Source organism: uncultured Phyllobacterium sp., assembly GCF_902479695.1.
GTDB lineage: Bacteria > Pseudomonadota > Alphaproteobacteria > Rhizobiales > Rhizobiaceae > Phyllobacterium > Phyllobacterium calauticae.
In genome coordinates this window covers 77247-101795 of the sequence record NZ_CABSQF010000018.1, presented here as the reverse complement: position 1 = coordinate 101795, position 24549 = coordinate 77247, and the positions used below count along the sequence as shown (strand labels likewise).

The 24549-nt window shown below is 57.6% G+C and carries 28 protein-coding genes and 1 tRNA gene; 20 read left to right on the top strand and 9 right to left on the bottom strand.

Going from position 1 to position 24549, the window contains the following annotated elements:
• Nucleotides 1-75: 75 nt before the first annotated feature.
• The 3 genes from RDL77_RS13165 (at nucleotide 76) to map (ending at nucleotide 1271) form a co-directional block, all read left to right on the top strand.
• Nucleotides 76-161, top strand: a tRNA-Leu gene (locus tag RDL77_RS13165).
• 106 nt (nucleotides 162-267) lie between these two features.
• Complete coding sequence (locus tag RDL77_RS13160; protein WP_288193223.1) at nucleotides 268-480, top strand: ParD-like family protein; 213 nt, start codon at nucleotides 268-270, stop codon at nucleotides 478-480.
• Nucleotides 477-1271 (top strand): type I methionyl aminopeptidase, encoded by a 795-nt coding sequence (gene map / locus RDL77_RS13155; RefSeq protein ID WP_288193222.1) that lies wholly within the window; start codon nucleotides 477-479, stop codon nucleotides 1269-1271. Before RDL77_RS13160 ends, map begins: the two co-directional genes overlap by 4 nt.
• Before the next feature lie 5 nt (nucleotides 1272-1276).
• On the opposite strand, the gene wrbA is transcribed toward map, so the two are convergent.
• Nucleotides 1277-1876, bottom strand: a complete 600-nt coding sequence (wrbA, locus tag RDL77_RS13150; protein WP_288193221.1) for an NAD(P)H:quinone oxidoreductase type IV — start codon at nucleotides 1874-1876, stop codon at nucleotides 1277-1279.
• A gap of 173 nt (nucleotides 1877-2049) precedes the next feature.
• Here wrbA and RDL77_RS13145 point away from each other — a divergent pair, with 173 nt between their 5' ends.
• The 6 genes from RDL77_RS13145 to RDL77_RS13120 all read left to right on the top strand — a co-directional run bounded on the left by RDL77_RS13145 (nucleotide 2050) and on the right by RDL77_RS13120 (nucleotide 10217).
• Entirely contained in the window at nucleotides 2050-2799 is a 750-nt protein-coding gene (locus RDL77_RS13145) for a competence/damage-inducible protein A (RefSeq protein WP_288193220.1), read from the top strand.
• Nucleotides 2800-2924: 125 nt separating this feature from the next.
• Complete coding sequence (locus RDL77_RS13140; protein ID WP_223613102.1) at nucleotides 2925-3767, top strand: universal stress protein; 843 nt, start codon at nucleotides 2925-2927, stop codon at nucleotides 3765-3767.
• A 162-nt stretch (nucleotides 3768-3929) separates the two neighbouring features.
• Nucleotides 3930-4427 (top strand): xanthine phosphoribosyltransferase, encoded by a 498-nt coding sequence (gene gpt / locus RDL77_RS13135; RefSeq protein ID WP_223613101.1) that lies wholly within the window; start codon nucleotides 3930-3932, stop codon nucleotides 4425-4427.
• 358 nt (nucleotides 4428-4785) lie between these two features.
• Entirely contained in the window at nucleotides 4786-5220 is a 435-nt protein-coding gene (locus tag RDL77_RS13130; RefSeq protein ID WP_308526403.1) for an NUDIX hydrolase, read from the top strand.
• 17 nt (nucleotides 5221-5237) lie between these two features.
• Nucleotides 5238-5837: a tetratricopeptide repeat protein gene (locus tag RDL77_RS13125; protein ID WP_223613099.1), complete on the top strand. Its 600-nt coding sequence runs from the start codon at nucleotides 5238-5240 to the stop codon at nucleotides 5835-5837.
• A gap of 597 nt (nucleotides 5838-6434) precedes the next feature.
• On the top strand, nucleotides 6435-10217 hold the full coding sequence (locus RDL77_RS13120) for a vitamin B12-dependent ribonucleotide reductase (protein ID WP_288193219.1): 3783 nt from the start codon (nucleotides 6435-6437) through the stop codon (nucleotides 10215-10217).
• Nucleotides 10218-10488: 271 nt separating this feature from the next.
• On the opposite strand, the gene RDL77_RS24835 is transcribed toward RDL77_RS13120, so the two are convergent.
• Both RDL77_RS24835 and RDL77_RS13115 read right to left on the bottom strand, forming a co-directional pair.
• Nucleotides 10489-10725 carry a Chromate resistance protein ChrB gene (locus RDL77_RS24835; protein WP_353884997.1) on the bottom strand — a complete coding sequence of 79 codons (237 nt, stop codon included), beginning with the start codon at nucleotides 10723-10725 and terminating at the stop codon, nucleotides 10489-10491.
• 81 nt (nucleotides 10726-10806) lie between these two features.
• The gene (locus RDL77_RS13115) at nucleotides 10807-11208 is read right to left on the bottom strand and encodes a helix-turn-helix domain-containing protein (RefSeq protein WP_288193218.1); all 402 of its coding nucleotides are present in this window, start codon (nucleotides 11206-11208) and stop codon (nucleotides 10807-10809) included.
• Nucleotides 11209-11372: 164 nt separating this feature from the next.
• Between RDL77_RS13115 and RDL77_RS13110 the strand changes: the two genes are divergently transcribed.
• The 9 genes from RDL77_RS13110 (at nucleotide 11373) to RDL77_RS13070 (ending at nucleotide 16953) form a co-directional block, all read left to right on the top strand.
• Nucleotides 11373-11594, top strand: coding sequence for a GDCCVxC domain-containing (seleno)protein (locus RDL77_RS13110; RefSeq protein ID WP_288193217.1), 222 nt, complete (start codon nucleotides 11373-11375; stop codon nucleotides 11592-11594).
• Nucleotides 11595-11781: 187 nt separating this feature from the next.
• A complete protein-coding gene (locus RDL77_RS13105; RefSeq protein WP_288193216.1) occupies nucleotides 11782-12126 on the top strand; it encodes a DUF2282 domain-containing protein in 345 nt (114 codons plus the stop codon).
• Between the two features lie 64 nt (nucleotides 12127-12190).
• Nucleotides 12191-13081, top strand: coding sequence for a DUF692 domain-containing protein (locus RDL77_RS13100; RefSeq protein WP_288193215.1), 891 nt, complete (start codon nucleotides 12191-12193; stop codon nucleotides 13079-13081).
• Nucleotides 13065-13868, top strand: coding sequence for a DUF2063 domain-containing protein (locus RDL77_RS13095; protein WP_288193214.1), 804 nt, complete (start codon nucleotides 13065-13067; stop codon nucleotides 13866-13868). The genes RDL77_RS13100 and RDL77_RS13095 overlap by 17 nt, the downstream gene beginning before the upstream one ends.
• Nucleotides 13869-13951: 83 nt before the next feature.
• Nucleotides 13952-14380, top strand: a complete 429-nt coding sequence (locus RDL77_RS13090) for a DoxX family protein (RefSeq protein WP_288193212.1) — start codon at nucleotides 13952-13954, stop codon at nucleotides 14378-14380.
• Between the two features lie 79 nt (nucleotides 14381-14459).
• A complete protein-coding gene (locus RDL77_RS13085; RefSeq protein ID WP_308526402.1) occupies nucleotides 14460-15122 on the top strand; it encodes a sigma-70 family RNA polymerase sigma factor in 663 nt (220 codons plus the stop codon).
• Entirely contained in the window at nucleotides 15119-15790 is a 672-nt protein-coding gene (locus tag RDL77_RS13080; protein ID WP_288193211.1) for a DUF1109 domain-containing protein, read from the top strand. Before RDL77_RS13085 ends, RDL77_RS13080 begins: the two co-directional genes overlap by 4 nt.
• A gap of 25 nt (nucleotides 15791-15815) precedes the next feature.
• Nucleotides 15816-16220 carry a thioredoxin family protein gene (locus tag RDL77_RS13075; protein WP_288193210.1) on the top strand — a complete coding sequence of 135 codons (405 nt, stop codon included), beginning with the start codon at nucleotides 15816-15818 and terminating at the stop codon, nucleotides 16218-16220.
• A 10-nt stretch (nucleotides 16221-16230) separates the two neighbouring features.
• Nucleotides 16231-16953, top strand: coding sequence for a cytochrome c biogenesis CcdA family protein (locus RDL77_RS13070; RefSeq protein ID WP_288193208.1), 723 nt, complete (start codon nucleotides 16231-16233; stop codon nucleotides 16951-16953).
• Between the two features lie 247 nt (nucleotides 16954-17200).
• Here the strand turns inward: RDL77_RS13070 and RDL77_RS13065 are convergent, their stop codons facing one another.
• Entirely contained in the window at nucleotides 17201-17638 is a 438-nt protein-coding gene (locus tag RDL77_RS13065) for a VOC family protein (protein WP_288193206.1), read from the bottom strand.
• Between the two features lie 323 nt (nucleotides 17639-17961).
• On the opposite strand from RDL77_RS13065, the gene RDL77_RS13060 reads away from it, so the two are divergent.
• On the top strand, nucleotides 17962-18843 hold the full coding sequence (locus RDL77_RS13060; protein ID WP_288193204.1) for a nucleotidyltransferase domain-containing protein: 882 nt from the start codon (nucleotides 17962-17964) through the stop codon (nucleotides 18841-18843).
• A gap of 1 nt (nucleotide 18844) precedes the next feature.
• Here RDL77_RS13060 and RDL77_RS13055 read toward each other — a convergent pair whose 3' ends face one another.
• A complete protein-coding gene (locus RDL77_RS13055) occupies nucleotides 18845-19693 on the bottom strand; it encodes a dienelactone hydrolase family protein (RefSeq protein ID WP_288193202.1) in 849 nt (282 codons plus the stop codon).
• Between the two features lie 48 nt (nucleotides 19694-19741).
• Between RDL77_RS13055 and RDL77_RS13050 the strand changes: the two genes are divergently transcribed.
• On the top strand, nucleotides 19742-19948 hold the full coding sequence (locus RDL77_RS13050; protein ID WP_223613070.1) for a hypothetical protein: 207 nt from the start codon (nucleotides 19742-19744) through the stop codon (nucleotides 19946-19948).
• Between the two features lie 40 nt (nucleotides 19949-19988).
• Here the strand turns inward: RDL77_RS13050 and RDL77_RS13045 are convergent, their stop codons facing one another.
• The 4 genes from RDL77_RS13045 to chrA all read right to left on the bottom strand — a co-directional run bounded on the left by RDL77_RS13045 (nucleotide 19989) and on the right by chrA (nucleotide 24548).
• Complete coding sequence (locus RDL77_RS13045; protein WP_223613069.1) at nucleotides 19989-20261, bottom strand: usg protein; 273 nt, start codon at nucleotides 20259-20261, stop codon at nucleotides 19989-19991.
• A 413-nt stretch (nucleotides 20262-20674) separates the two neighbouring features.
• A complete protein-coding gene (locus RDL77_RS13040) occupies nucleotides 20675-21295 on the bottom strand; it encodes a 3'-5' exonuclease (protein ID WP_288193200.1) in 621 nt (206 codons plus the stop codon).
• Nucleotides 21296-21598: 303 nt separating this feature from the next.
• A complete protein-coding gene (locus RDL77_RS13035) occupies nucleotides 21599-23050 on the bottom strand; it encodes an amidohydrolase family protein (RefSeq protein WP_308526401.1) in 1452 nt (483 codons plus the stop codon).
• Nucleotides 23051-23141: 91 nt separating this feature from the next.
• A complete protein-coding gene (chrA, locus tag RDL77_RS13030) occupies nucleotides 23142-24548 on the bottom strand; it encodes a chromate efflux transporter (protein ID WP_288193199.1) in 1407 nt (468 codons plus the stop codon).
• Nucleotide 24549 lies beyond the last annotated feature (1 nt).

Genomic DNA, 24549 nt, shown 5'->3' with positions numbered 1-24549 from the left:
GAACGTGATCGAGCCCCGATTTTCCGGCAACCGGCTGTTGACGGAATCGTCCGAACCGTTGAAAAGCATAGGCGCGCGGACGTGGCGAAACTGGTAGACGCAAGGGACTTAAAATCCCTCGGCCATAGGTCATGCGGGTTCGACCCCCGCCGTCCGCACCATTTCCCGTCCCCGCACGTTTCATCATGCTGCTGTGCAACGTTACCCTTGGCCTTTTCATATCCGTATTATATACGATTCATATACGAACCATATATGGAGATACCCATGGGTATTGTGAGCATAGATGACGATCTGCACGATCAACTGCGCAGGGCGAGCAAAGTATCGTGCCGCTCAATCAATGCGCAGGCCGCCTATTGGATCAAAATCGGCATGCTCTGCGAGACCAATCCGACGCTCAGTTTCACCGCGATCATCGAGCGCGAGCTCAGTTCCGCCGGCGTATCGGCGCAACCGCTGGCTGCGAGTGAAGCATGACGAAGCAGCCCCAGGAACTGGCATTGCTGGCCGAATCCGGCCGGCTGCTGGCGTCCGTGTTCGGGCTGCTGGATCGAACCTCGCTGATCGGCATGTCGACACTTCAGATCAATGAAATGGCCGAGCGTTTCATCGTCCATGATCTTCAGGCCCGCCCTGCGAGCAAAGGCCAGTACGGCTATGGTTTTGTGCTGAATTCTTCGGTGAACGATGTGGTCTGCCATGGCGTCCCGTCCCAATCGGATGTGCTTCGGGACGGCGACATCGTCAATTTCGACATCACGCTGGAGAAGAACGGCTATATCGCAGATTCCAGCAAGACCTATCTCGTTGGCAACGTCAATCCGGCCGCCAGGCGGCTGGTCCACACCGCTTACGAAGCCATGTGGATGGGCATCCGCGCCGTTCGACCGGGTGCGCGGCTTGGTGACATCGGCTGGGCAATCGAACGCCATGCCAAGCGCCATGGCTATTCCGTGGTGCATGAATATTGCGGTCACGGCATCGGCCGGGAAATGCATGAGGAACCGCAGATCCTGCACTTCGGAAAGCCGGGAACCGGCCTCACCCTGCGTGAGGGCATGGTTTTCACCATCGAGCCGATGCTCAATCAGGGCCGCCGGACCGTAAAAACGCAAGCCGACGGCTGGACTGTCGTGACGAGAGACGGGGCGCTTTCCGCACAGTTTGAACACACCGTCGCCGTTACAGCCTCCGGTGTGTCCGTGTTGACGCTGCGTCCTGACGAATTGGCGGCAGGACCGCTCAGGCGGCTTGCGCCGGCTGGCTGATTCAATCAGCCGTGCAGCTTGATGGTGATCTCGGTAACGCGCTTGCCCTGGAATTTTGCGCCTTCCAGTTCCTGCGCCGAAGGCTGCCGCGAGCCGTCGCCATCGGCCGTCGTGGTCATGCCATAGGGCGCACCGCCGCGCACGACGTCATTGCCCATCTGCGCCTGATAGGCATAGGAGAGCGGTACGATGATCATGCCATGGTGCTGCATCTGCCACTGGGTGGAAACAAGCGCCAGTTCCTGGCCGCCATGCTGGGTGGCTGAAGACGCCATGACCGAGCCGACCTTGTTGATCAGCGCGCCCTTGACCCAGAGACCGCCGGTCTGGTCGAAAAAATTCTTCATCTGCGCCGACATCGAGCCAAAGCGCGAGGATACGCCGACAATGATCGCGTCATAGGTTTCGAGCTCGTCCACCGTGGCAATCTCTGCCTTCTGGTCGAGCTTGTAGTGATAGGCCTTCGCCACATCGAGCGGAACCAGTTCCGGCACGCGCCGGACAGTGACCTCGGCGCCGGCTTCCCGTGCGCCGTCCGCAGCGGCATAGGCCATCTGCTCCATATGTCCCCAGCTTGAATAATAAAGCACCAACACCTTGGCCATGATCGTCTCCATCGTTGACATCGGTTGGACGGGAAAATGCCGCCATGCCCATAGGTTAAGCTTTTCGCTGTTCATTAAAACAGACATTGTCGCGACAAACTGTTCACCATTTGAAATGGCTTGCGGCGGCTGTTTGCGCCCATTACGGTCGCCTCCGCGATAGGAGAATCCAGATGACGAATGAAGTCGTGAGCGCTGCCATGCTTGCCATTGGCGACGAGTTGCTGTCCGGCCGGACCAAGGACAAGAACATTGGCCATCTCGCCGATATTCTGACGGCGGTCGGCATCGATCTGAAGGAAGTGCGGATTGTTCCGGATGAGGAAGACCGCATCGTTGACGCGTTGAATGCCCTGCGCGGCGCCTATGATTATGTCTTCACCTCAGGCGGCATCGGCCCGACCCACGACGACATTACGGCGGACGCCGTTTCAAAGGCATTTGGCGTGCCTTGCGAGCATGACGCCAAGGCCATGCAGCTGATGGGCGACAATTACGCGGCGCGCGGCATGGAGTTCACCGAAAGCCGCCAGCGCATGGCGCGCATGCCGCGCGGTTCCGTGCATATCGACAATCCCGTCTCGACCGCGCCCGGGTTCAACATCGGCAATGTCTACGTGATGGCGGGTGTTCCCTCGATTTTTCAGGCGATGCTCGACAATGTGATTCCCACGCTGAGGGTCGGCAAGCAGCTGCTTTCCCGTTCGGTCAATTGCCCCTTCGGCGAAGGCACGATTGCCATACCGCTGCGCGATATCCAGGCAGCGCATCCCGATACGATCATCGGCTCCTATCCGAAGTACGAAAACAACAGGTTTTCAACGGAATTGGTTGTCCGCGCCCGTGACGAGGACAAGCTCGCCGCCGCAGAACAGGCCGTACGGGCCATGGTGGAACACCTCGCATCGGCCAAGCAAATCTGAGGAACCATAGGCCTGCGGCCAACGTTCCGTTCGCACCTGCGATAAAATCACACGCGCCGGTCTTGCGTTCGGAGCGTATAATGCTCTGAATAGCAAGATCGACCTGTCAACCGATGGAGGCCCGCATGGCATTTCGCACGATCATCGCTTTTATCCGCAGCGAGCGCGAGGCGCCAAGGGTTATGGGCGCGGCAAAGCTGATCGCCTCTTCAAGCGAACGAACCCACATCATCGGCCTTTACACGATCCCCTCTCCCATCGTTTACGCAGATCCCACCGGTTTTGCCGATACGACCCTGTTCGAGGCGCATGAACAGCGCCACAAGGAGAATTCGGAGGCGATCTCTGCGCTGTTCAACAAGGAAATGGGCAAGGGCAGGATTTCCCACGAGTTCCGCATCGTCCGCTCGGAGAGCAGCAGCCCGTCGGCCGGCGTCACCCAAAGCGCCCTGCGTGCGGATATCATCGTGGCCGGGCAACCGGACCCGGATGATCCGGACAGCGTCAACGATGTCACCGACCCGCTTGTCATGGAAAGCGGGCGTCCCGTGCTGTTTGTCCCCTACAAGATCGAACTCCCCACGAAAATCAACCGCGTGCTCGTTGCCTTCAATGGCAAGCGCGAGGCTTCGCGGGCGGCGTTCGATTCCCTGCCCTTCCTGATCAAGGCCGAACGCACGGATGTCGTCTGGATCGATCCAAAGAAAACCACCGACCCGAATATGGATATTCCGGGCACCCCGCTCTCGGACGCCCTGCGCCGCCACGGCGTCAACGTCAATCCTTTCACGATTGAATCCAATGGCGAGGCCGCCGACAAGATCCTGCGCCGCAAGATTGCCGACGACAAGGTGGATCTGATCGTCATGGGTGCCTATAGCCAGTCGCGCCTCAAGGAATGGGTTTTTGGCGGGGTGACAAGTTCATTCATATCCGACATGCCATGCCTGACGCTGATGTCACGCTGACGAACTCCGCGCAAGACAGCCGCAAATCACATCTTTCTGCACCCTCGGGAACAGCGGGCCGCGCAAGCGGCTTGCCACGGACAGGCTTTTCCAGCTATTGCGAGACGCATTCCCTAGCGGATTAACCTCCGCCTGTTTCGTGTTTACCTGATGGAGTGCACCATGTCTCTTCCCGATAAAGCTTTTCCGGTGTCCTGGGACCAGTTCCATCGGGACGCCCGTGCCCTTGCCTGGCGTGTCGCGGGCATGCAGCGCGAATGGCGCGCCATGGTTGCCATCACCCGCGGCGGCCTCGTACCGGCGGCAATCATCTGCCGCGAGCTCGGCATCCGCATGATCGAAACCGTCTGCATTGCCTCCTACCACGACTATGAGGAACAGGGCGAACTCAAGGTGCTGAAGGACGTCGATCCGCGCCTTCTGCAAGATGGTGGTGAGGGCATTCTCGTCATCGACGACCTGACCGATACCGGCAAAACCGCTGCGGTCGTGCGCGCCATGATGCCCAAGGCGCATTTTGCCACGGTCTACGCCAAGCCGAAGGGCCGCCCGCTGATCGATACGTTCGTCACGGAAGTCTCGCAGGACACCTGGATCTATTTCCCCTGGGATATGGGCCTGACCTATCAGGAACCGATCACCAAGGGACACCGGGGCTAACCAGCCATTTCCTGCGGGGTAGCCCGAACCGCCTCCGCCCAAACACGAATGGAACCATGACCTCGCTGGAGGTCATGGCATATCGTGATCAGCGCCGTTCATTCCGGCTGCCTCTCATTCTTCCGTAGAATGGATTCCCTGCCTTCGAAGTGATATTGCCTCTGCGGGATCCGCTGTGGTTTTTTTGCACTGCTGTTCAAAAAATCGACACAAGTCGCATATAAGCTAGGAACAGTAGCCTGAGAGTGATTGCGATTTGCAAGAATCGGTTCACAATCATTGAAACAAATCGCAAAAAAAGAGCGGAGCATTGAACTTAAATTACGCCAACGAGATCGTGACGGAAAAGCGGATTGAAATGCCGGACGGCAGAATCCGCCAGGTTGCCGCGCTCGTTTACCGGGTCAAAAAACAGCAAACAGAGATTCTTCTGATCACCAGTCGCGGCACGGGGCGATGGGTGCTGCCCAAGGGCTGGCCGCAGGTTGGCAAGACCTTCGCCCATTCGGCCAAGACCGAGGCCTATGAGGAAGCCGGTGCGCGCGGTGATATAGCCCCCTTCTCCATCGGCGTTTACCGCTATGAAAAGCACGATATGTCGGAAGGCGAATGCGGCGATTTCGTCGTCGATGTCTTTCCCATGCATTTTTCCCATCAGGAAAAGAACTGGCCCGAACGCGGCGAACGCCGCCTCGAATGGGTCAGCGTCGAAGAATGCGCCCGCCGGGTCGAAGAGCCGGAACTGAAGGCCCTCATTGCGAGTTTTGATCCGGCGCTCGTCACCCCTCGCTGATGTTCGGGACGAGCGATATGATCCGCTTCAATCTTTCGCTCGCCATTATCGCCATCCTTTCCAGCCCCGCCCTCGCTCTCGACAATACGCAATTGCAGAAGATCGAGCACGGCTGCATCGACGAGACCGCATCGTCATCACCGGAAGAGCGAATCAGCAACTGCGACAACTGGATTGACAGCGCGCCGGATAAGCTGCGCGCCAAGGCCTATTATGACAGGGGCAACGCCTATCTGGATGTGCAGAAGCTTGATCTTGCGGTTGCCGATTATTCCCAAGCCATCACCCTGAAGCCGGACTTCAAGGATGCCTGGTACAGCCGGGGTTATGCCAGGCACGACCTGGGCAATTACGATCAGGCGATCGAGGACTACGACACGGCGCTCAAACTGGCACCCGAAGACATCGACAGCCTGTATGGCAAAGCCTATGCCTCTCAAAAGAAAGGCGATCTCGACGCGGCGATTGCCGGTTACACCGCCGTTATCCGCCTCAAGCCGGACTATCCCACCGCCTTTTACAACCGTGCCATCGCCTATAACGCCAAGGGCGATACGGAAAATGCCACGCGCGACGCCCTCGAATATGAGCGCCTGAAGGACAAGAACCCACAATAGGTGATGTTGAGCGCCATTGGCGCCACCTTTCCATCCGTAGCCAGCTACCGGAAAAACAAGCGAAAGTTCTCCCCGTTATCCACATATGTGACACACAAGATGTTGCGGTCACAAATATGTAAAAAACTAATTCTTGACGCTCGACCCCGAGTCACTTTTTATAGGGCAGTCGTTGCGTTTGTGGCGTGACCGGGGAGTAATGTGACCGGTCTTTTTCCCAGTTTATGCAGTGTTTTTCACAGTTTGCACCCTATGGTGCACGCCGGTGATGACCTGTGTCTGCAGCCGGAAGAATACCATTGTGCACAGGGAAACATTTGTTGGGTAAATGGTGTCTTAACACAATATTTAGTGTTTACAGGTACGTTCGACACCAGATAATGTGACATTCTCATTTGGGGCGAGTCACAAAACAGGCGTCAAAAAAGGGCCGCCGGGCCCAGGACTGAAGCGGTGAAAACCGCATCGAGGACAGGTCGCGGCGACAGCACCGGATTCAGGGACTGAATCCGGATAGGGCGGGTTTGTGTTCTTGATGCGCGCAGCTCTTCACATGGCGCCCAACGAACACTATATATAGAGACAAGGACGAAGCAGATGCGGATCGAACGGCGTTTTACCAAAGAGAATCAATCAGCCTATGCGGACATCGAATTCCGCGTAGCGACGAGCGAGATCAAGAATCCCGACGGCTCTGTTGTATTCCGTCTGGAGAATATCGATGTGCCGGCCCAGTTCAGTCAGGTCGCGGCCGACATTCTCGCGCAGAAATATTTCCGTAAGGCAGGCGTACCGGCCAAGCTGAAGAAGGTTGAGGAAAATTCCGTCCCTTCATGGCTGTGGCGTTCGGTTGCCGATGAGGAAGCTTTGGCAGCGCTGCCGGCCGACGCACGCTATGGCTCGGAAATGGATGCGCGTCAGGTTTTCGATCGCCTTGCCGGCACCTGGACCTACTGGGGCTGGAAGGGCAAATATTTCGATTCGGAGAAAGACGCCCTCGCGTTCCGCGATGAGCTCGCCTACATGCTCGCCACCCAGCGCGTCGCCCCCAATTCCCCGCAATGGTTCAACACAGGCCTGCATTGGGCCTATGGCATCGATGGCCCCGGCCAGGGTCACTATTACGTCGACCCGGACACCGGCAAGCTGACGAAGTCAAAATCGTCCTATGAACATCCGCAGCCGCATGCCTGCTTCATCCAGTCCGTCGCCGACGATCTGGTCAATGAAGGCGGCATCATGGACCTGTGGGTTCGCGAAGCCCGCCTGTTCAAGTACGGCTCCGGCACCGGCTCCAATTTCTCGTTCCTGCGCGGCGAAGGCGAAAAGCTTTCCGGCGGCGGACGCTCCTCCGGCCTGATGTCCTTCCTCAAGATCGGTGACCGCGCTGCCGGCGCCATCAAGTCGGGCGGCACGACCCGCCGCGCCGCCAAGATGGTGGTGGTTGATGTCGATCATCCCGATATCGAGGAATATATCGACTGGAAGGTGAAGGAAGAGCAGAAGGTTGCCGCTCTTGTCACCGGTTCCAAGATCGTCAAGCAGCATCTGGCTGCCATCATGAAGGCCTGCGTGAATTGCGAGGCCGACAATGGCGATTGCTACGAACCCGCCAAGAACCCGGCGCTGAAGCGCGAGATCAAGGCGGCCAAGAAGAACCAGGTTCCGGAAAACTACATTTACCGGGTTATCCAGTTCGCCAAGCAGGGCTACACGGATATCGATTTCAAGACCTACGACACCGACTGGGATTCCGAAGCCTATCTCACCGTTGCCGGCCAGAATTCCAACAATTCCGTGTCGCTCAAGGACGAATTCCTGCGCGCCGTCGAGAATGATGGCGACTGGAGCCTGACCGCCCGCAAGGACGGCAAGGTCATGAAGACCCTGAAAGCCCGCGACCTCTGGGAAAAGATCGGTTACGCCGCCTGGGCGTCCGCTGATCCGGGCCTGCATTTCAACACCACGATGAACGACTGGCACACCTGCCCGGCGGCCGGCCCGATCCGCGCCTCCAACCCGTGCTCGGAATACATGTTCCTCGATGACACGGCCTGCAACCTCGCATCGATCAACCTCCTCACCTATCGCGGCAAGGACGGCAAGTTCGACGTGACGGGTTATGAGCACACGGCCCGCCTGTGGACGATCGTCCTCGAAATCTCCGTGATGATGGCGCAGTTCCCGTCCAAGGAAATCGCCCGCCTCTCCTATGAATACCGCACGCTCGGTCTCGGCTACGCCAATATCGGCGGCCTGCTGATGACCTCGGGCATTCCCTATGACAGCGCTGAAGGCCGCGCCATCGGCGGCGCCCTCACCGCCATCATGACCGGCATTTCCTATGCAACCTCGGCTGAAATGGCCAAGGAGCTGGGTGCTTTCAACGGCTATGCACCAAATGCCGCCAACATGCTGCGCGTCATCCGCAACCATCGCCGCGCTGCCCATGGCGAAACCCAGGGTTATGAAGGCCTCGCCGTCAACCCGGTTGCGCTGATTGCTTCCGACTGCCCGGACCAGGACCTGATCGCCCATGCCCGTTCGGCCTGGGACAAGGCGCTGGAACTCGGCGAAAAGCATGGCTACCGTAATGCGCAGGCCACCGTCATCGCGCCGACCGGCACGATCGGCCTCGTCATGGACTGCGATACCACGGGCATCGAGCCGGATTTCGCTCTGGTCAAGTTCAAGAAGCTCGCCGGTGGCGGTTACTTCAAGATCATCAACCGCGCCGTACCGGAAGCCCTGCGCACGCTCGGTTATTCCGAAAGCCAGATTGCTGAAATCGAAGCCTATGCCGTCGGTCACGGCAATCTCAACCAGGCACCCGCCATCAACCCGGGCTCGCTGAAGGCCAAGGGCTTTACCGACGAGATCATCGCCACGCTGAACACGGCGTTGAAGTCGGCCTTCGACATCAAGTTCGCGGTCAACAAATGGACGGTCGGCGAAGACTTCGCCAAGAATGTTCTCGGCTTCACCGATGAACAGCTCAACGACTTCTCCTTCGAAATGCTGCCGGCACTCGGCTTCTCCAAGAAGGAAATCGAAGCCGCCAACATCCACATCTGCGGCGCGATGACACTGGAAGGCGCGCCCTTCCTGAAGGAAGAGCATTATCCGGTTTTCGATTGCGCCAATCCGTGCGGCAAGATCGGCAAGCGCTATCTCTCGGTCGACAGCCACATCCGCATGATGGCCGCCGCCCAGCCCTTCATCTCCGGCGCGATCTCCAAGACGATCAACATGGCCAATGAAGCAACCGTCGACGACTGCAAGTCGGCCTACATGCTGTCATGGAAACTGGCGCTGAAGGCCAATGCGCTTTACCGCGATGGCTCGAAACTGTCGCAGCCGCTGAACTCCTCGCTGCTCGCCGACGTGGATGACGACGAGGACGATGCCATCGAGGCGCTGATCGAGGCGCCTGCCGCCGCCCGCGCGGTGCAGGTCACCGAGAAGATCGTCGAGCGCATCGTCGAGAAATATATCCACGACCGCGAGAAACTGCCGAACCGCCGCAAGGGTTACACCCAGAAAGCCGTCGTCGGCGGCCACAAGGTCTACCTGCGCACCGGTGAGTTCGACGATGGCCGTCTCGGCGAGATCTTCATCGACATGCACAAGGAAGGCGCTGCCTTCCGGGCGATGATGAACAACTTTGCCATCGCCATCTCGCTCGGCCTGCAATATGGCGTGCCGCTGGAAGAATATGTGGAGGCATTCACCTTCACCAAGTTCGAACCGGCCGGCATGGTTCAGGGCAATGACGCGATCAAGAACGCCACGTCGATCCTCGACTATGTGTTCCGTGAGCTGGCTGTCTCCTATCTCGACCGCCATGATCTTGCCCATGTGGATCAGTCCGACTTCTCCAACACATCGCTGGGCCGCGGCATTTCCGAGGGCAAGACCGAGCCGGTATCCAAGGGTCTGACCCGCGGCGCCGTCCTGAAGATGGTCAGCCCCGGCGCTCCCGATCCCAAGGGTTTCGGCTCGGGTGCACCGAAGGCCGTCATGGCGTCGAACGTCACGGCCCTTGCGACCCGCTCCGCGGTTGCCATCGCGACCAAGCCGGTTATTGCCCAGGCGCAGGACGAGGCCACGGGCTTCAAGCGTGACTATGAGGAACGCGCCAAGGACCAGCTGGAAGAAGACACATCCGCTGCCTCCGCCCTGTTTGGGGATGCCAGCGCCGAAGCCGCGGCGGAAGAAGCCAAGGCCGAAGCAAAGAAGGTGATGTCCGACCGCCGCATCAAGTCGATGATGCAGGGCTATACCGGCGACAGCTGCTCGGAATGCTCGAACTTCACCATGGTGCGCAACGGCACCTGCCTGAAGTGCGATACATGCGGAAGCACGTCCGGCTGCAGCTAAACCAGCTAAGTGGTGGTGGGAGACCCAAAGTTCTGTATTTAGGACCCGATGTCCCGTTCTCCTACCAACGAAGTCAAAGGCTTAGCTGAAAAACTATTTCCTGAGAAAACGGGTTTCCCAAGGGTTGGGGAACCCAAAAACCAAGTTCAGACCAATGAATCGGACAACCGGAGACCTTCTCCAAGGTCGCTAGAAGCCCAGTCAACCCGCCACTATACACCAGGAAGATTCAGGCAGGGCGAGCGACTAGCTATTTCCCCGGTGTGCATTGTTACGATTGAGGCCCCGAGTTGGGCTTGTTCTCATCCTGCGCGGCAAACACCGGTTGGGCGAAGGATTCGAGCCGAGCTTCGCGCTCATTGCGCTTATTCATCGCTTCCGCCCCTTTTGGGGATTGGTAGACGTCGAGCGCCTTTATCTTTCCAAGCCATGTGCGAAGCTTCTTAAGGTCATCGTCGTTTTCTTCAGGTTCGACATAGGTGAACTTGTCAAATGCAGCGTAAGGCAGAGCAGATTGGGAGCGATTGTATTAACCGCGCTCTTATTGCTTGCCGAACTTGTCCTGATGATACGCGCACATAATCGGCGTCTAGTTTATGTGATTAAGCATATCCAAAACGGGGCAAGTCGGAGACACGCTGCCCGAACATTGATCGACCGTTTGGGCGAGGATGCTTTCCAGTCTGCGGAGATCGGAAATCTTGGCTCGCACATCATCAAGATGGGCCGAGGTCAGTGTTTTGACTGTGGCGCAGGACGCCTCGCTCGGCTGCACCAGGGCAAGAAGTGCCTTGATATCTTTGATCCCAAAGCCGAGCTCACGTGCTCGTCGGATGAATGACAGCCGCCGCACATGCTCGGAACCATAGCTGCGATAGCCACCGGCCGTCCGTACAGGCTCAGGCATCAGGCCGATACGCTCGTAATAACGGACCGTTTCCAGATGGACGCCTGTTGCTCGTGCGATTTTGCCGATCGTCAGATCACGCATGGCCTCCGTTTCCTCTTGAGCCTGTAGTGGCTACAGGGTTCAGGATACACCTATCTTGCGAGGAAAGCAGCCGTGACTGACGCTCACCTGCCTCAGGGAGGGAGTGGGAAGCGCGGTATGATCCAAGACTGGCGCATCCGATTACTCAAGCTGGGACAATCACCATGACACAGGTCATCTCGACCCTTACCTGCCCGCTTTGTGGACATCGAGCCTCCGAGACAATGCCCACCGATGCTTGCCGATACTTCTACGAATGCACGGGCTGCGGAACGCTGCTCAAACCTAACGAGGGCGATTGCTGCGTCTTCTGCTCCTACGGTGATGTGCCCTGCCCGCCGATTCAAGAGACATGCAGGGCACAAAACACGCCACTTCGCCTATGAGGAATGCTGTTGATCGTGTTGGCACCGGCTGAGAGCGCCCGATATCGAACATGGATAAAAAGACTGTTTGTTTGATTTGGCAGTAACCTTTTAGCGTGCCGCGCGAACTTCCTATCAGACGAGCCGCGATGGCCCCGCTGGGCAAAAGCACATCGTCCACCGCCAACCCATAATCGGAGGAACAGAAATGTCCAATCGCATGCTATCCGCTCTGGTCGCCGGCGCGTTCGCTACGGCCCTCGGTTCGTTTGCCGTCACATCTGCAAGCGCGGAGGAGATGAGGCCAATGAGCAAGGCTGACATGATGAAGATGCGTAACATGACCGCAAAAGAAGTCAAATCCGGCAAGATGGAAAAATGTTTTGGTGTGGCCCTCAAGGGTCATAATGACTGCTACGCCGGTGCTGGCACCACCTGCGCTGGAACGAGCACGACCGACTATCAAGGAAATGCTTTCAAGCTTGAGCCCAAGGGTACGTGCACAACCATGCATACACCGAAGGGCACGGGAAGTCTCACGCCGAAAGTTTGAAAAAGACTGAACCGGACGGGCATTTGCACCGCTCGTCCGGGCAATCGGTTTCGACGAGGTCACAATGTACAATCAGTTGCCGTCCGCCACTCAAGCTTTGATTCCGCCGCGTGCCGGCGTCGGGCTCAAACCCGGGCATTACCGCTTAATCGTCGAGACCGCTCCAGATATTGGCTTTTTCGAAGTCCATGCGGAAAACTATATGGGCGCAGGCGGTCCGCCGCACCGCTATCTCTCGGCCATCCGCGAACACTATCCACTGTCCCTCCACGGCGTCGGTTTGTCGATCGGTGCAGACCGGCCACTTGATCAAGATCACCTCAAACGCGTTAGGGAGCTGGTTCAACGTTACCAACCCGGGCTGTTCTCTGAACATCTGGCATGGTCATCGCACGATGCAGGTTTTCTGAGCGATCTGCTGCCGGTGCCTTACACGGTCGAGGCACTCACCCGCGTTTGCGAACACATTGATGACGTTCAAGAGAACCTTCAGCAACAGATGTTGCTGGAGAACCCGTCAACCTATCTCGCCTTCGCCGAAAGCACCTATTCGGAGATCGACTTCATTGCCGAGATTGTCCGGCGAACAGGCTGCGGTCTCCTCCTTGATGTCAACAACGTGCACGTCGCGTCGACCAATCAGGAATGGGACCCCATCGCCTATATCAATGCTTATCCCCTCGCCCATGTGCGGGAAATCCATCTGGCAGGCTATGCGAAGGAGGCTGACGACAAGGGGCGGCCGCTTCTTATCGATACCCATGATCGTCCCGTCGACGAGATCGTCTGGGGTCTTTTCGAACACACGGTGAAACGTGTCGGTCCTTTACCCACGCTGATCGAATGGGACGCGGATATTCCTGCATGGACCATGCTCAAGGCAGAAGCTGAGCGCGCCGAGGCAATCATGTTTGCCGGGCTGCCCACGGGATTTTACCATGCTGCGGCTGGCTGAACGGCAACAGGAATTCGCCGCCGCGCTGCTCGATCCCGAGCGGCCAGCCCCGTTTGGCCTTGTCGGGCCAGACGGAGAGCCCAGTGCGCGGCGGTTTGCGGTCTATCGCAACAATGTGGTGGCTGGTCTGGTCGAGACGTTACAGGCGACATTCCCAGCCATTTGCCGCATCGTTGGTCAGGCATTCTTTCAGGCGATGGCGCGCACCTACGTGATTGCCGAGCCGCCAGGCTCGCCAATCCTTCTCGACTATGGTGCCAGTTTCCCGGATTTTATAGGTGATTTCGCCCCGGCAGCAACGCTTCCCTACCTAAGCGACGTCGCCCGCATCGAGTATTTCTGGACGCAGGCATATCACGCAGCCGAAGCTTCGCCTCTCGATCCTTTGGTTCTCGCCGCAATAGCACCTGAGGCTCTTCCAGAAATCTGTCTCCTTCCCCATCCTTCGGTGCATTTGGTCCGCTCGCAATTCCCAGCCTTTACGATCTGGCGGATGAACATTGCCGGCGGGGTTCCAGCGCCTGTCGACCTTGCGCTTGGTGAGGATGTGCTTATCGTTCGACCGGCGGCCGAGGTCGAAGTCCGGTTGCTGGCAAGGGGCGGCTTGGACTTCCTGCAAGCACTTGCTGACGGGATGTCGGTGCTGGCTGCGCTGAAGATCGCTATGGCTGCCGACCACGGTTTTGATCTGACGGTCAACCTGGAAGAACTTATGAGGACCGGCGTCTTTATCGGCTACAGCCCCTCGACCAATACGACATTGCAAAAATTGGCAGGACGACCATGACCGGGGTCAGCACGTCCTTCCACGATTTCGATATCGGGCGGACCATCCGAAATATCACCAGGCGGCTCGTCCAAGTGGCATTGATGACAGCACCGCCTATGCTTCGCATCGCGCTCGCCGTGCCCTTCTTTCGGTCCGGCCTTACCCGATGGGACGGCTCTCTTTCGCTTTCACCAAGTACGCTCTATCTCTTCGAGGAAGAGTTCCAACTTCATATTTTCGGCGGTCTCTATGGTTTTCCAGCGCCGGTCTTGATCGCACATCTGGTCGGGATCGCCGAGATCACATTCCCGATCCTGCTTGTGCTTGGCCTGGCAACGCGATTCAGCGCCCTCTGCCTCCTGATGATGACAGCCGTGATCCAACTCGTTGTACCGGATGGCTGGGCAACCTTCCATCTCCCTTGGGCAGCCCTGGCGATCGCCCTCATTGCTCTTGGACCGGGCAAGATTTCGCTCGATCATCTGCTTGACCGGTTCAATCACGCGGGGAAAGCGCGAGGTGCCGGTTAATGTCTCCTCGCCGCCTCCGAAGCCCCGACAACCACATTGGTTCCACTCCAATAGTCGCGTCTTCATGTGGAGCGCAGCGATGACCGAGGAACCACGCAGCCACTTTCAGCCGTTGAAAATCGTCGCCGGACGACAGCACGATGTGGGAAACAGCGATAACGGAATGCATGATTTCAGCCACGCTGAGCCGAGTATCCCTGACCTCGATTGGACCATCCTCATGGCGCGCGCCCAGGATGGTGACGCATCTGCCTATCTTCGGCTGTTGGAGGCGATAACACCGTATCTTCGCTCACTTGCAGCCCGGCGACATCGCGATCAAAGCGACATTGAAGACGCCGTTCAGGATGTTTTGCTCACGGTGCATTCGATTCGCCACACTTATGATCCCGCACGGCCATTTGGACCGTGGCTGGTCGCGATCGCCAATCGCCGCTTTATCGATCGGCTAAGGCGTCAGGGCCGCGTAAAGGCCAACGAGGTATCTCTTACTGCAGCGCACCAAGCCTTGGCCGAGCCCCGAGCAAACATGGACGTAAGGCCGGATCGACATAAATTGGAAAGTGCAATCGGCACTCTCGCCCCAACGCAACAGCAGGCCATCCGGCTGCTCAAGCTCAAGGAAATGTCGCTGAAAGAGGCCGCGATGGTAACGGGCATGTCCATCGCTTCGTTGAAGGTCGCCACGCATCGCGCTCTGAAGAACCTGCGCAAGAAGCTGGCCGATTGGAAGAACATATGATCAAGACTCCGGATCTCATCGCGACACTTGCATCAAACATGGCGCCGGTCCGGCGACTGCGGCCGCCGGCGATCCGTGCGGTCTGCTGGCTTTTGCTCGCCGCTGTGTTGCTTGCGTTGATTGCTGTCAGTCAAGGGATTCGGCCCGATCTCGTTCAACGTCTTCGGGACCCTATCTTTGCCATCAGTATGACAGCGTCCCTTTTGACCGGCATATCGGCCGCCATTGCTGCCTTTGAACTGAGCCTGCCGGACCGCTCCCGGCTCTGGCTGCTCCTTCCTTTGCCGGCCGTGGTGTTGTGGCTGTCGAATATTGGATACCAGTGTCTCGTCCAGTGGATCAGCGTCAGTCCCGATGGCATCAGCCTTGGGGAAGCGGCCGATTGCTTCGCGACCCTGGTCCTGACCAGTTTGCCTTTGTCGCTGACAATGCTCGTGATGCTCCGCTACGCGGCTCCGCTCCGGCCAACAGTCACGACCTTGATGGGCAGTCTTGCCGTGGCTGCGATCACTGCGACAGCTTTGTCGCTGTTTCACGTCATCGATGCCACCATGATGATCCTGATGTGGAACCTGGGCACCGCGGTCCTGCTGATAGGGCTCGGCGGCCTGTTCGGTCGAAGAATGTTCCGATGGGTGGCTCCGCGCACCTTGTCACCACAGGATTGAACCCCGGAAGATGATGGAGATAATCATGAAAAGACGACTGTTTCTTATTTCCCTGCTCACGGCGTTATCGGCGACATGGGCCGCTGGATCCGTGGCGGGCGCAGTTGATCGAAAGTCCTACGATACGGCAAGCTTCAAAGCGGCGCAGCAAAGCGGTGCACGCATTCTCGTGGATATTTCGGCCACATGGTGCCCTACCTGCAAGGCCCAGAAGCCGATCATCGACAGGCTTGCAGAGCAGCCGGTGAACACGGACCTCGTGATTTTCGAGGTCGATTTCGACAGCCAGAAATCGATCGTCCGCCAATTTCATGCGCAGAGCCAAAGCACCTTGATCGCGTTCCGAGGAACGGTGGAGACCGCTCGGTCGGTCGGCGATACGAATCCGGGCTCAATAGAAGCTCTCATTCAGTCAACGGCAATGAAGTGAGGATAGTGCAATGGGAATTGGCAGCTCCTTGTTTGCGTTCCTGGCTGGTATCCTCTCAACATTGTCGCCTTGCGTTCTGCCACTCTTGCCGCTTGTCATTGGCGTAGCTGTCTTCCAGCACAAGTTGGGTCCGGTCGCGCTTGCTGCGGGCCTAGCCATCTCATTCGTTGGCATTGGGCTGTTTGTCGCAACGATCGGTTTCGCAATCGGGTTGGACACCGGAGCCTTTCAGGACTTTGCCGCCCTGCTCTTGTTGGCAGTCGGGTTGGTCCTCATGGTTCCCAAATTCCAGACTCAACTCGCCGTGTCAGGGGGCCCAATTGGCGGCTGGGCCGATCGCCGCTTTGGTGGATTTTCCGCAACCGGGTTAAAGGGGCAGTTCGCCCTTGGTCTGCTGCTCGGTGCGGTATGGACACCCTGCGTCGGTCCGACGCTTGGTGCTGCATCCGTGCTGGCGGCACAGGGTAAGGATCTCGGACAGGTGGCAAGCGTCATGACAGCCTTTGGTATCGGTGCGGCCCTGCCTTTGCTTCTTCTCGGAGTTGTTTCCCGGGAGCGCATGCTCCGGTGGCGCAACCAGCTGCTGCACGCCGGTCAACGAGGGAAAGCCATATTGGGCGCTCTGCTCTTCGCCATCGGATTTCTTATCGTGAGTGGCTTGGACAAGAGGATGGAGACCTTGCTGGTCGAGGTATCACCTGTTTGGCTTACCCAACTTACAACCCATTTCTGACTGGCGGACATTCCACTCTGTATCTTGGCCGAAGCTGAGGTGATATCGGTGGAACGCACTCACAGCGCCCCTCAGCGCGTACAGTGGATTGAATCCGGGCGTCCTCCGGGTAAAAAACACATATGAAAACGCGTATCGGGATGTTTCGCCTGAGCGGCAATGCCGCCGCCAAGAGCCGACATTTTGTGCAAAAGGACCAATGTTTCGGTGATGGCCTGGTTGGCGTGCACAATTGCAACGTGCCCGCTCAGCTGAGTTCTTGGGCAAGTCCGATGAGAAGTCCTTCAGGCCCACGGATGTAGCAGAGCCGATACGCGTCTTTGTACTGGACGACTTCGCCTACAAGCTGCGCGCCGCGCTTGCGGAGCCGTTCAAGCGTGTCGTCGATATCGTCCACGGTGAACATGACGCGGAGGTAGCCTAGAGCGTTGACCGGAGCATTGCGGTGATCCGCGACGACGGGCGGCGTGAGGAAGCGGGAAAGTTCAAGCCGGCTGTGGCCGTCCGGTGTGCGCATCATGGCAATCTCGACACGCTGATCGCCCAGTCCAGTGACACGTCCGGCCCATTCTCCTTCAATTGTGGCCTGACCTTCGAGTTCGAGGCCGAGCTCGCGAAAGAAATCAATCGCCTCTTCGAGGTCTTCGACGACGATTCCTAAGTTGTCCATTCGTTTGAGTGCCATGCACCCAGTCTACTGATAACTGCCCCCCTTATGCAAGCGCACACCGGGTTGTGCTGGCTTAATGGCTCACGTGGAAACGTACCTGGTTCATCCTGACGGAAGCCCGGCTGAACCTCATTCATCTGCCATCGCGCATGTCGACGTTGGCAATCGGCATCTACGACAAGACTTCTCTTGGCCATGGATTGGGCAGTTGCGCTATAAAGCTGGTACTGGGTATGCGTTCTTGACCATGCGCTTGCGTCGGATAGGAATTCGGGTCCTCGCCTATAATAAGCGTGCGATCCGGGCACATGAAAAGTGCGGGTTTATCGTCGAGGGGTGTGAACGAGAAGCTGCTCTCTTCAACGGAACGTGGCATGAGACATAATTTGGCAAAGCCGCATGAGATTTCAGCATTTCTGAGGGAGCAGAACATGGGAGTTGGAATGCAAGAGCAGATCAACCGAGCACTGGTCATTGCCAATCATGTTTTCGCCGCCCGTTTTCAAGGTGCATCCTGTGCGTTTGTAGCAGGCTCCATCATGCGCGGCGAAGGCACCCCCTCTTCGGATATCGACCTCGTTGTTGTCTTTGACCATCTCGATGCGGCATGGCGCGAGTCATTCATCGAATCTGGCCTTCCGGTCGAAGCCTTTGTGCATGACCCTCAAACCTTGGCCTGGTTCATAGAGAATGATGCCAAGAACGGTTATCCCATAATGGTGGACATGATCGCTTCGGGTGTCGCGATTGGGCCTGACATCGATCGTGCGGAAGCCCTCAAGACGTTTGCTGCAAATCTCCTCGCCAAAGGCCCTCCACCATTCGAGGGTGAGAAACGGGACGGTATTCGTTATCTGATTACAAGCCTTCTTGAAGATTTGCGCGACGCGCACGCGCCTGCGGAGCGACGTGCCATAGCGGCCGAGCTCTATCAACCCTTGGCCGATTTTGCACTGCTTGGCCGTTGCGCGTGGTCAGGCAAGGGCAAATGGATACCGCGCCTGCTCAATAAATTGGACAGCGAACTTGCGCAGCGCTTTGACCACGCCTTCGAGCATGCAGCCCAAGGCGACACCGTTCCACTTCAATTGCTTGCGGAAAATGAACTGGCACGACACGGCGGACTATATTTTGCGGGCGACAAACGCATGGCTCCCGCTGATGCGCGTTCTTCCACATTTCGGATTGAGACCTTTGGAGATGCAATCTTGCCCGGATGAATTAATTCCCAAAGACTCCCCGTAAGAAGGCATGGACGTCGCTTACGGATTGATCGGCGGCAATCCCATTGTATTCGATCCAGTGACCGTAGGCTTCAAAGCCAGTCTTGAATTCCGGAGCGTCAAACGCGTGATGCGCACCCTTATAGACGTTGAGTTGTACGGGGCTTCCCGCGCCGCTGCGTTGTTTCATCATCGTTCGGCATTGCTCCGCGGGACTCCAGTCATCGAGGTCGCCGACCAGAACCAGAGTCGGGACCGCCATGTCGCCATTGGCTGCCTTGCATATCGGATAATAGGCTACCGCCGCCTTGAACTTGTGCTCCATCAGCCGCTCGGCCCCGCCAAATTGCACCGCTTCCAGTGTTGCAATCCCGCCAGCCGAGAAACCCATCACAGCAATGCGTTTGGGATCAACGAAACTGTAGTTTGATAGGAACTCCAGAGCCCCATAGGCATCATATACACGGTCGACAAGGAGGTTATTACAGGTGTTCTGAATGCCACGCGTGCTGAAGCTGTCGACAACAAGTACAACGTAGCCCCACGATGCCAGCCGCTCGGGCCAGGTTTCCTTCACACTCGGGTGTATACCCGCACATCCGTGCAGAATGACGATGGCGGGAAACGGCCCTTCCCCCTGTGGTCGTGTCAGATACCCCTGCAGCGGCGTGCCGGGAACGGCATTCACTGCCTCGCCTCTTGCCCGGGCGTTGCGTTCCTGAAACTGAGTAGGCTTCACAGCCGCACTTTCAAACTGTACGAACTGGTCAGCATTTGCATGGGCGGTAAAAAGATGCCCGGCGAGACAAAGGCAAGCCGGACAGACAATCTTTTTGAGCAGCCTCAACGGGTCTCTCCGCCATTGTTGGGGTCCTTCACCGAAGTGGAACATAACATGGAAACGATCGAAATAACCACGCGAAGCGATTTTGCCCTTTGGGCCATCGAGCGTGCCCAGGAGATTGTCAGGGCCGAGGGATCCGCGCTGGCATTGGCCGCACGTGATATGGATGAAGCTGGAATTAAAGAATGCGGGACCGCATTGGGCAAGGCGATTGCCGATGCGATGCTCGAAGTGTTCGACGGCCTGGTGCCCGGGTAGGCTGGCGCGGACCGCTTTGCCAATGAAACCCTCAGGTCACTCAGTTCAACTTGAACTCACCATCGACATGACGCCACTCACTGGGGCCAATAAGGCGTTGATGGCAGTAGCGAACGGAATGCAGCGGGCCATCCAGTTTTCTTTGCCAGAAGTCCAGGAATTTCCTCATCTCGGGAAATTCCGGAGCAAGATCGTAGTCCTGCCAGATATAGGTCTGCAGAACGGATTGAAAATGGGGAATGCGGTATAGAATATGAGCAGTTGTGATACCGTAGCCCTTCAGCTGGCGTTCCATCTCTGACGAAAAGTGCATCGCAATCTCCGTTGTTCTCACATTGGAAATATGGTGCCGCACTTGTTTGCCGACTTCAATGGCAAATCAATGGAATTCACATAATAATCATTAGAATACAATATATTAGCAGCGATCGCCGGTGATTGCTAATTTCCGGAGAATGCCACCTGTTGTGCCTATCCGGTTGAATGGCAATTCACTTGTCAAATCTCCATGCCAGGGCCAAGTCTTCACCCTGCCGGGTATCCGGGAGATTGTTGCTATCCACGGCTTACCTGAAAGGCAAAGCTCTCTCGGTGGCGGCTATATCGAGGCTCAGGTCTGTGATGCCCACCCAATCCGGTCATTCCTTGGCAGCCCATAACAGATCGCGCTCCCACCTGTCTCTATCGTGAGCTGACGCATGCGATTGGGCACCAAGCGGCTGACTTTCAGGACTTGCTGTGATCGAAAAAGTCTGGCTGCAATTTCCCAGATTTCAATAAATATTGGAGCGTGTATGCCACGGAAAGGGCATCATCGAGTGCATCGTGTCCCTGCAACGGGGGATGTTTCACACGATAGTAATCAGCGAGCCTGTTGCTGGGCGTCTTGGCCAAATCCTCAATTGGCATCCCAGCCGCAATCAGCAGCTTTACCGCATTATCGAACCGGCCAGCCGGAATGGATGGCTGAATGCCGGCGACATAGCAACTGACGGCAACCATGTTCAGCTCATCCTTCCCCCACGACCAGAATTGCGCACCATTTGAGAAGTGATCGACGCCTGCCAGTGCGTCCTGCAGCGATACGCCCTCCGCTTCCATGGTTTCATCGGTGATCCCCGTCAGCTTGGTGAAAAACGGATCGAGCGCATACCTGTTGCCAAATCGGTCGACTGGCAGAACGTGAGATCGGTACGTATCCAAAAGAGGGAAATCTCCCTCCAGCCCGAGTTTCACCGCCCCGATTTGTGCAATAACCGGATCAGGATCATCAGCCGCACACCAGAATCGACGCTGGGACCCTTCGCGGCAAAGAAATTCGCAATCGAAAATGATGGCAGTCTGCATGGTTAGCGCTTCCCGGTTAAAGCGGGTGATTGACTATGATTGTCACGGCGGCTGACAACATCCCATTCATCTCCTTGCAGCCGTCGTGGGCATTGGCCCTGTCTCAAAACCGGTACGTCAAGCCCCGAACTGGCCCGGACAACCGCGTATCATGGACATGGCCGCCACGCTCGTAATCGATATCAAGCACTTTGTAGCCTGCCAAGGCCTATGGTGAGTGTCACATTGTTGGAGATGTGCCAGAAACGCCCCCACACATTGATAAAACGGCAACGGCAAATCTATTCAAGGCCCCCTTCACGCTTACAGTGTATTCTTGTGGATGCGCCCCTCCTTCATGATGAGCTGCATCGTCCGCTCAGGATCGGCGATCAAGGAGATGTCTTTGAGCGGATCGCCGTTGACCACCAGAATATCGGCATAGGCACCAGGCTCGATCCGGCCGAGCTTTCCCGGATAGGGATTGCGCGGTCCGGAAAGACCTGCGAGCTCGGCGTTGCCGCTGGTCAGAAGCCGCAACACCTCGGCGTTATCATACCACCGGGCGAACTTGGCGAGCTGCTTGCCCTGCGTGGCGGTGCCCTTCGGGTTGAACAATATGTCGGTGCCAAGCGCCATCCGTACGTCGTGCTTGCGTCCCAGTTCGACCGCCCGGGCCGTTCCGTCTGCGATCTTTTGCTGCTGCGCGCGCTGTTCGGGCGACGCGTAGGTGTTGGCATCCTCATCGGCAAGAAAGGGCTGGATGCTCCACCATGCGCCCGCATCCGCAATGCGCCTGACGGTGTCCTCGTCGGCAAGTTGGCCATGCTCGATGGATTTGACGCCGCATGCGAGGGCGCGCTGAACGGCGGCGGACGTGTAAGCGTGGATGCACACATAGGTGCCCCAGTCCGTCGCCGCAGACACTGCCGCCTTCATCTCGGCTTCGGTATATTGGAGCGCATCAATCGGGTCGTAGGCAGACGCGACGCCGCCGCCGCCCATGATCTTGATCTGGCTGGCGCCCAGCATGAGTTGCTCGCGTACCCGGCGCAGCACTTCCGCTTCTCCGTCGGCGATAGCCGAAATGCCCGCCTGCTCGGCCACGCTGAGATCGCTTTGCGCCGTTCGCGGCAGATCCGTGCGCATGCGAAAGTCGCCGTGTCCGGACGTCTGCGAGATCATGGCGCCGGAAGGATAGATACGCGGTCCCGCAATGCGTCCCTCGTCGATGGCGCGTTTCAGGGCGAATGAAGGACCGCCCACGTCGCGGACCGTGGTGAAGCCACGCAGCACCGTGCGCTCTGCCTCTTGTGCGGCGACAAGGTGGACGTAGGGGATATCGGCGGTCATTGCCGCAATCTGTGAAATGCCCGCCAGGATGGAATGCCAGTGCGCGTCGATCATGCCTGGCATCAGCGTCCGTCCGCCGCAGTCAACGACGTCGGCATCGGCAACCGTGTCTGCGGACGTGACCAGAGCCTTGATGAATTTACCTTCGACCAGAACGCTTTGACCTTGGGCAAGCTTGCCGCTTGTCCCGTCGAAAATATTCACATTGCTGAGCAGGATCGGTTTGGCCGGACTCTGCGCGAAGCCAGGGCTGGCCATTCCAAGCACAGGAGCGGCAAGGCTCGCTGCGACACCTTTCAGAATGGAGCGGCGCGACAGTCCCTTGTCGACGCGTGCAAATAGCTGCTGAGCTCGCAGGCTGTGGCAGGCGCAGCCGCCTTCATGGCTCAAGTGCTGGTATTTCTGGCCCAGCCAAAACAGCAAGCGATACACTCCCGCCAGTTCCCTGGCTCAAGCCGGTCGATGATCGATAAAGCAGTTAAGCCGATTTGACTTCCTCTAACAAGGAGACCTTTCAGTATTTGGTGGCAAAATACCACCCAATCCCCGCCGCTGACGAAATCAAAAGCGTCGGGATCATTCCAAGCTTGAGGCGGAAGATGGCAACGACGGAAGCAAGCGTTAGCAGCAACGATGGCACATTGATTGAATGCGCCACCGGAACATCCAGATTGATGCCATATGCCTGCCAGTGGATGATTTCGCTGAACAGAAGGTGAAGCGCAAACCAGATTGCCAGGTTCATGATCACACCAACAACTGCCGCCGTGATTGCTGACATGGCTCCCGTCAGCGCTTTGTTGTTGCGCAAGCCTTCGATGAAGGGGGCTCCAAGAAATATCCAGAGAAAGCACGGAACAAAGGTCACCCAGGTCGTCAGGATCGACGCCAGTGTGGCAGCGGTCAGCGGAGACAGCACGCCCGGATCACGAAATGCGCCGATGAAACCGACAAATTGCACAACCTGTATTAAAGGCCCCGGCGTGGTTTCAGCCATACCAAGGCCGTCGAGCATTTCGCCCGGCTTGAGCCAGCCGTAATTCTGAACAGCTTCCTGCGCCACATAGGACAGCACCGCATAAGCGCCGCCGAAGGTCACCATCGCCATCTTGCTGAAAAAGATACCGATCTGGCTGAACACATTGTCCGGCCCGAGGATCAGTAGAAGGGCTGCAACAGGGATGAGCCACAGGAGCAGGAAGGCGGCCGATATCTTCAACGACCAGAGAAGGTTTGGACGCGCGTGGGCCGGCGTCTCCTCGCCAAGGGCAGAATCCCGATCCGCAAGTCCGGGACCCGAACGTCCATGTCCGCCCCCCACCTGAAACAACGGCGATCCTGCACGACCGCCGAAATATCCAATGATTGCAGCGGTCAGAATGATGAGCGGGAACGGCACACGGAATGCAAATATTGCCAAGAACGCCGCGACGGCAATAAGCACCATCACCCTATTCTTGAGCGCTCGCGTGCCGATCCTTGCGACCGCCTGCAACACGACGGCCAGGACAGCTGCCTTCAGGCCGAAGAACAATCCCTCGATGACACCGACATTGCCAAAGATGACATAGATGTAGCTCAGGGCAAGTATCGACAGGAAACCCGGCAGCACAAATAGAATGCCTGCGACAAGGCCGCCCCTGGTCTTGTGCAGAAGCCATCCGATGTAGATGGCAAGCTGATGGGCTTCAGGCCCGGGCAACAGCATGCAATAATTGAGCGCATGCAGAAACCGGCCCTCGCCGATCCATCGTTTCTCATCGACAAGGATGCGGTGCATCACCGCTATCTGCCCGGCTGGCCCGCCAAAGCTCAATGCGGCAATACGCACCCAGACACGGACAGCTTCAGCAAAGGAAATATCGTGGTTCCCGGAGGTTGCCGAAGCAACCTCCCTTTCAGCGCCGACAAACTGCACCATC

Coding starts and splice junctions, on each gene's coding strand:
- RDL77_RS13160 (WP_288193223.1), top strand. CDS start 268: ATGGGTATTGTGAGCATAGATGACGATCTGCACGATCAACTGCGCAGG.
- map (WP_288193222.1), top strand. CDS start 477: ATGACGAAGCAGCCCCAGGAACTGGCATTGCTGGCCGAATCCGGCCGG.
- wrbA (WP_288193221.1), bottom strand. CDS start 1,876: ATGGCCAAGGTGTTGGTGCTTTATTATTCAAGCTGGGGACATATGGAG.
- RDL77_RS13145 (WP_288193220.1), top strand. CDS start 2,050: ATGACGAATGAAGTCGTGAGCGCTGCCATGCTTGCCATTGGCGACGAG.
- RDL77_RS13140 (WP_223613102.1), top strand. CDS start 2,925: ATGGCATTTCGCACGATCATCGCTTTTATCCGCAGCGAGCGCGAGGCG.
- gpt (WP_223613101.1), top strand. CDS start 3,930: ATGTCTCTTCCCGATAAAGCTTTTCCGGTGTCCTGGGACCAGTTCCAT.
- RDL77_RS13130 (WP_308526403.1), top strand. CDS start 4,786: ATGCCGGACGGCAGAATCCGCCAGGTTGCCGCGCTCGTTTACCGGGTC.
- RDL77_RS13125 (WP_223613099.1), top strand. CDS start 5,238: ATGATCCGCTTCAATCTTTCGCTCGCCATTATCGCCATCCTTTCCAGC.
- RDL77_RS13120 (WP_288193219.1), top strand. CDS start 6,435: ATGCGGATCGAACGGCGTTTTACCAAAGAGAATCAATCAGCCTATGCG.
- RDL77_RS13115 (WP_288193218.1), bottom strand. CDS start 11,208: ATGCGTGATCTGACGATCGGCAAAATCGCACGAGCAACAGGCGTCCAT.
- RDL77_RS13110 (WP_288193217.1), top strand. CDS start 11,373: ATGACACAGGTCATCTCGACCCTTACCTGCCCGCTTTGTGGACATCGA.
- RDL77_RS13105 (WP_288193216.1), top strand. CDS start 11,782: ATGTCCAATCGCATGCTATCCGCTCTGGTCGCCGGCGCGTTCGCTACG.
- RDL77_RS13100 (WP_288193215.1), top strand. CDS start 12,191: ATGTACAATCAGTTGCCGTCCGCCACTCAAGCTTTGATTCCGCCGCGT.
- RDL77_RS13095 (WP_288193214.1), top strand. CDS start 13,065: ATGCTGCGGCTGGCTGAACGGCAACAGGAATTCGCCGCCGCGCTGCTC.
- RDL77_RS13090 (WP_288193212.1), top strand. CDS start 13,952: ATGACAGCACCGCCTATGCTTCGCATCGCGCTCGCCGTGCCCTTCTTT.
- RDL77_RS13085 (WP_308526402.1), top strand. CDS start 14,460: ATGACCGAGGAACCACGCAGCCACTTTCAGCCGTTGAAAATCGTCGCC.
- RDL77_RS13080 (WP_288193211.1), top strand. CDS start 15,119: ATGATCAAGACTCCGGATCTCATCGCGACACTTGCATCAAACATGGCG.
- RDL77_RS13075 (WP_288193210.1), top strand. CDS start 15,816: ATGAAAAGACGACTGTTTCTTATTTCCCTGCTCACGGCGTTATCGGCG.
- RDL77_RS13070 (WP_288193208.1), top strand. CDS start 16,231: ATGGGAATTGGCAGCTCCTTGTTTGCGTTCCTGGCTGGTATCCTCTCA.
- RDL77_RS13065 (WP_288193206.1), bottom strand. CDS start 17,638: ATGGCACTCAAACGAATGGACAACTTAGGAATCGTCGTCGAAGACCTC.
- RDL77_RS13050 (WP_223613070.1), top strand. CDS start 19,742: ATGGAAACGATCGAAATAACCACGCGAAGCGATTTTGCCCTTTGGGCC.
- RDL77_RS13045 (WP_223613069.1), bottom strand. CDS start 20,261: ATGCACTTTTCGTCAGAGATGGAACGCCAGCTGAAGGGCTACGGTATC.
- RDL77_RS13040 (WP_288193200.1), bottom strand. CDS start 21,295: ATGCAGACTGCCATCATTTTCGATTGCGAATTTCTTTGCCGCGAAGGG.
- chrA (WP_288193199.1), bottom strand. CDS start 24,548: ATGGTGCAGTTTGTCGGCGCTGAAAGGGAGGTTGCTTCGGCAACCTCC.